Here is a 5,294-nt window from a genome sequence, read left to right on the forward strand (position 1 = left end):
AAAAAAGCATCGAATCAGAAGGTGCTACAAAGGATTATTCATTTGTAGCACCTTCTGATTCGATGCTTTTTTTAATTTGGGATTCAATCCAAGTTTGAATTTGCCTCTCCTCCCAGCCTACACAGCGCTTTGTTATTCGAATTGATTGGGGAAATTCTTTCTCCTGCATCAAACGATAAACTGCCGCCCGTGAAAGGCCTGTGTAGTCGGTGACTTGTTTTATTCTTAGAATTCTATTGGTCATTTTGGGATCTCCTTAGCTGTATTGAGAATTCACATATATTGTGAAAGCCAAGAGATCCCTTGAATATTGCGATAGGCCGCTTCCTTTATATTGTGAAGCGGGCTAACCGATAGTTATATTGGGAGAAATTAGGGATTTCGTGCTGATTCATACCGAGCAACCTGCCAGTAGTCCTTATCGTCATCCGTAAATTGGATTTCATGAATAGTAATAACTTTATCGGAGCCCATAATGTGGTGGCGCGTTTCTTTCTCTCGCCGATGATTCTCTTCGGAATTTTCTTCCCAACCAGTTATCCGGTTGAGATCAGAATAGTTACATTCACTGCTTGGACACATTGTGTACCTTCCATAATTAGTCGTTTCAAAACTTCTACTGCCTGTAGCTGTACAAGTAGTGGCATTAAAATTATCGTGGATCTCTACTTCTACATGGTTGGTATGATATTTATCTATTGAGTAGATATTCATGTCTGTTTCGGTGCATATTGTGGGCTCTCCCCATGAATCTCTATTATCGAAAGAGACGTATTGTCTGAGCTCCTTTAATTGTGTAACCCAAGTTTGACCAACTAGGTTGATTGTGTAATCGGACTTTAAATCCGATAGTGAAGCACTCATATGATTGACGGCATCTTCTACCGATACTAAGGTTGAAGTATTGGTATATTCACCAATATGTTCCTCTAAATGGCTAGCGAAGCCTTCTGTAGACTGGTCGAATACTTCTGTACCGTAGATTGATTCAAAACTATTGGAAAACTCATTAGCGGTTTCTTCCGTAATGGTAATGCCATTTTCAGGGTAACCATCGGAATCGAGGGTCTGTAATAATCTAGCTAAATTAACAGGCGCATCCGGGTGTAGATATTCTTCTTTCGAAGCAGAGATTACATCTTCAGAATGCCTTACGTAGTTTACATCTAATGGGGTGAAAATCTGTCCGACCGGCCCCGAGGCAACCAACATGCCCCCAATGAAGAACATAATATTCTCATCGGTTTCATTATAAAAATATTCACCATTTTCATTTGTAACGCCACTAGAAGTTATCTCACTTGATGAGTATGGATTATCTTTGTATAGCTTTTTGGAAACGTTGTAGCGTAAGCCTTGAACAGGAGAATCTATAAACCTTCCTGTTAGCAACACTGGTGCATCATCTGTTTCTTCATTGACTAAAGGTGTGGTCGTCCCAGTTTTATCATCATCTCCTTCGAATAAAGAACACCCACTAATTAAAGCTAAAGCACTAGCAGTAAAAACAACTTCTTTTAACATTTATTTTCTTCCCTAAAAGGCTCACAATGGTCGCGAAATTTATCAGATGACGTTAGCAAGTCATATCTGGCAAAAGGCATAGCTAGCTTTAGTTCTATTACTAAAGTTATAGGGACTTACAAAGAGCGAATGTTCATGGAAGAACGAAACAAGGCGTTGATACAGGAAGACTTTTGGCGCGAGAGTGTTGATACGACATTTAAGCAGTTTGGCTTATTCAATACTGTTGCGAATATAACTGCTGGGTTGCTAATCACACTTCTTGTTTATCATATATCTAGTGAATTACTCCGGCCTTTTTCCTGGTTTATTTTAAATTCTATAGTTGTTGCTGTTGGGTTCTATTTCTATAAGAAATTTCGAAAAGAAAACGTCTCCACTCGCAGTTTGACATCTAGAAATCAGAAATGGTTGATATGGATTGCGATTGCTAATAGTTTGACTTGGTCGTTTTTAGTTCTGACTGGTGACTTAAGCGAATCTAGAGAGGCTGTAGCGATGCTTGTAATAACTAGTATCGTAATTGTTGCTGCTTCAATAGCTGTCGGTTTGAACGCCAAAATTTATTTGGCATTTATCAGCCCGTTTATTCTCCTTTGCTTCTTCAAATACCTTTCGTCACCTTATCTTTGGGAATTCTTATCACTTGTATCTGGATGTCTAATTATTGGCTATGGTCAAGCTATTAACGCTCGTGCTGTATTAAACAAATCCATTCGTCTCAGAAATGAAAATAGGTATTTATTAAAGGTGGCAGAGGAAAAACGCAAAGAAGCCCTGCAAGCAAGTGAATCTAAATCAAAGTTTCTAGCCGCCGCTAGTCACGACCTTCGACAGCCGTTGCAGTCGATAGAGTTTCTCGCTTATACGATTAGTCATACGGACTCAGTTGAAACTCAGAAAAGGATTTTTCCTAAGCTAAACTCGTCAGTAAAAGCCTTGCGTGAATTGCTTGATTCACTGCTTGATCTTTCCAAAATTGATGCGCGCGCGATAACGCCTGAAAATGATCATGTTGCACTTGATAATATCATTCAAGAAATGGCCGATCAGTTTGAAGGTCAGGCTTTATCTAAAGGGATAAAATTTCATTTATCGTTGAAGAGTGTCTACGTGCATAGTGATGGAAAACTGCTTGGAAGGATCTTTTCCAATATTATTGATAACGCAATTAACCATTCTCAGGCTAATGACATCATGATATCGATAAACAAATTAGATGATGACGGCCTGGTCAAGATTAGTATTAAGGATTCTGGCAAGGGTATATCTAAAAAGTTTAGAGATAAAGTGTTTGAAGAGTTCTTTCAGCTAGAAAACCCAGAGCGAGATAGAAGTAAAGGACTCGGCTTAGGTTTGGCAATCGTAAAGCAGCTGTCTGAACTCCTAGGCGTTTCATTAGACATGAGGTCTTCTAATTCGGGTACTGAATTTATTCTAAAGCTACCATATGTTGAATATAAACCTAGATCTGATGAATACCTTGAACAAACCAACAAGACTGCTCCTCTAAAGGTTATCGTTATTGATGATGATGTCTCAGTAAGGGATAGCATAACGCTCTTATTGGAGTCTCTTGGGCATGAAGTCGAAGCATTTGGCAGTGGTCAGGAGTTCTTCTCAAGTAACGTTTATTGCTCTGATAATTTTGATTGTGTGATCTTGGATAATAGACTCTCTGATTCAGAGACAGGTATCAATATCGCAAACAAAATAATGCTTCAAGAAAAGCGTTTGAACATTATTATTCTGACGGGGGATACGGAAGTAGACTTATTGATAAGTCTCAAACGGTCAGGATTCAAAGTGCTCAATAAGCCGATTGATGCTAATAGTCTAGTGTCTTGTTTAACAGTAAACTAATGATCTTTACGTTCAAAATAACTTATGGAATTAACCGATTGAGGAGAAAAATAGGCTAACACTGCCATCTTGTACTTTGAGCGGAGGTGGATAGCGTTGGCGTATTAACTATTTATGGATACAGAAAATAATAAACATATTTTGAATGTTCTTGATGATGAAATGTATGGTGCAACGGGTGTCATCCCTCCTGATCGTGATGCAACTTTGTGGCGGTTTATGTCATTTGCAAAGTTTCTTTCTCTTTTGGAATCGGAAAGCTTATATTTAACAAGGATTGATGGATTCGATGATAAATTTGAAGGAGCTTTTCCGAAGAAAGCGTTGGAAAAATGGAATGCAACTACAGAATTGCTTCGTCAAGCAAACGATAGCAAAGAGTTTTCTGATTCTTATTGGGAAAGGCTTAGGAAAAATACTTTTGTCCAATGTTGGCATATGAATTCACATGAATCTGATGGAATGTGGAAGCTCTATGGCCATATAGAGGAAGCTGTAGCGATCAAAACTAAAGCTATTAAATTGCTCAGAGCTATCCATCGTGATTATGGCCTATTTATAGGTAAAGTATTCTACGTCGACTATGACAATGACTTGGGTTTCCCTCCAGTTCCAAGTCCAGTAGAACCTTTTTTTTACAAGCGCAAATCTTTTGAACATGAAAAAGAAGTTAGGGTCTTGATTCAACAACTTTTTGAACCACACTATGGAAGAGAACCATTAAGCGAATACGGACGAAATCTGTCAGTTGACTTGGAGCTATTAATCGAAGAAATAGTAATTGCCCCGTTTGCTCCAGCTTGGCTGTTTGAACTGATGCAATCAGTTGTTAAGCGATATGGTCTGGACCCAAGTTTGGTTAAGAGGTCGGTATTGAACGAAGCACCTAGTTTTCCTGCATAGCTTCATTAATAATGCTCTTTTAACTATAGACTTGCTATAACCTCAGCACGACTGTTGAGGTTAAACAGCTTTAAAATTGCAGATACATGAATCTTAACCGTTCCCTCAGAAATACCTAGGTTTTCAGCTATTTGTTTATTTGAAGCTCCTTTTTTCAAATAGCTCAGGACTTCATTCTGTCTTGCTGTTAGAGAAAAGTTGTTGCTGCGTGCGGTTTGCGAAGTAGGTCTTAGGTAAAATCCTGGAATATATTCTTCGCCAGCTAGTATTAGTTTTATAGCTTGAACAGTAGCTTCTGGGGAAAGTGATTTTGGAATAAAGCCTTTTCCACCGAGTTTAAAGCACTTCGCGACATCTTTGTTGTCTTCTGATGCTGTTAGGAATGCTACGGGGAGCGATAGGTGCTTTTCTTTTATTCGTAGCAGGGTGTTGAAGCCATTCTCATCTTTGAGCGAGATATCTAGTAATACCAAATCGACTTTTTGCTCTTGGGAATTGATGAATGAAAGGGCTTGGAATGCCTCGGTAAATATAAATACCTCGGCATCTGGTAGTAGCAGCTCAAATAGTTCCTTTAAGGCTGATACAAATAAGTGATGATCGTCGATGATGATGATCTTGTATACTGCGCTCAACTTTTTCGTCCCTGTTGCAATGTCGTGCAATTATATCAGCAACCATGATTTTTAACTGGGAGAAATTTTTCTTTTGATGGATAGTTCTCTAAACGAAGTGTTTCAATCGGCTTATGAATGATATGTTCAAAAGTTTCTTTAAGGTGATTGTAGTTTCTATCCAAAGGTTTTAGGCGACCTTTTTTATGAGGAGGGAGTTCCATGTATTTGTGTACCTCTTTAATGTAGCGCTCAATTGTAGAGTCGTCAGGTATTAGTTCTTTTGCTGCTTCGTATTTCATTTCATGTAAATTTCTTAAAATAGGAATTGCGTGGCCTGAACGAAGTATTGTTAATCCATTCTTCAGATCGTCCAACCAAATTTCTCTT

General features: G+C 38.5%; 6 protein-coding genes. 2 read left to right on the forward strand and 4 right to left on the reverse strand.

Translation table 11 applies throughout. The features are described 5' to 3' along the window. Nucleotides 1–34: 34 nt before the first annotated feature. Together A3756_RS01125 and A3756_RS01130 are read right to left on the reverse strand one after the other, a co-directional pair. Nucleotides 35–244, reverse strand: coding sequence for an AlpA family transcriptional regulator (locus tag A3756_RS01125; protein ID WP_068552698.1), 210 nt, complete (start codon nucleotides 242–244; stop codon nucleotides 35–37). Between the two features lie 128 nt (nucleotides 245–372). After that, a complete protein-coding gene (locus A3756_RS01130; RefSeq protein WP_068552700.1) occupies nucleotides 373–1,524 on the reverse strand; it encodes a hypothetical protein in 1,152 nt (383 codons plus the stop codon). A gap of 135 nt (nucleotides 1,525–1,659) precedes the next feature. Between A3756_RS01130 and A3756_RS01135 the strand changes: the two genes are divergently transcribed. Together A3756_RS01135 and A3756_RS01140 are read left to right on the forward strand one after the other, a co-directional pair. Beyond that, on the forward strand, nucleotides 1,660–3,387 hold the full coding sequence (locus A3756_RS01135) for a hybrid sensor histidine kinase/response regulator (RefSeq protein ID WP_068552702.1): 1,728 nt from the start codon (nucleotides 1,660–1,662) through the stop codon (nucleotides 3,385–3,387). A 114-nt stretch (nucleotides 3,388–3,501) separates the two neighbouring features. Beyond that, complete coding sequence (locus A3756_RS01140) at nucleotides 3,502–4,290, forward strand: hypothetical protein (protein ID WP_068552704.1); 789 nt, start codon at nucleotides 3,502–3,504, stop codon at nucleotides 4,288–4,290. Between the two features lie 23 nt (nucleotides 4,291–4,313). On the opposite strand, the gene A3756_RS01145 is transcribed toward A3756_RS01140, so the two are convergent. Together A3756_RS01145 and A3756_RS01150 are read right to left on the reverse strand one after the other, a co-directional pair. Next, nucleotides 4,314–4,925: a response regulator transcription factor gene (locus tag A3756_RS01145; protein ID WP_068552707.1), complete on the reverse strand. Its 612-nt coding sequence runs from the start codon at nucleotides 4,923–4,925 to the stop codon at nucleotides 4,314–4,316. A gap of 35 nt (nucleotides 4,926–4,960) precedes the next feature. Then, a partial coding sequence (locus tag A3756_RS01150) for a hypothetical protein (protein ID WP_231875444.1) occupies nucleotides 4,961–5,294 on the reverse strand: 334 nt, incomplete at its 5' end.

Source organism: Oleiphilus sp. HI0086 (assembly GCF_001635225.1).

Coding starts and splice junctions, on each gene's coding strand:
- A3756_RS01125 (WP_068552698.1), bottom strand. CDS start 244: ATGACCAATAGAATTCTAAGAATAAAACAAGTCACCGACTACACAGGC.
- A3756_RS01130 (WP_068552700.1), bottom strand. CDS start 1,524: ATGTTAAAAGAAGTTGTTTTTACTGCTAGTGCTTTAGCTTTAATTAGT.
- A3756_RS01135 (WP_068552702.1), top strand. CDS start 1,660: ATGGAAGAACGAAACAAGGCGTTGATACAGGAAGACTTTTGGCGCGAG.
- A3756_RS01140 (WP_068552704.1), top strand. CDS start 3,502: ATGGATACAGAAAATAATAAACATATTTTGAATGTTCTTGATGATGAA.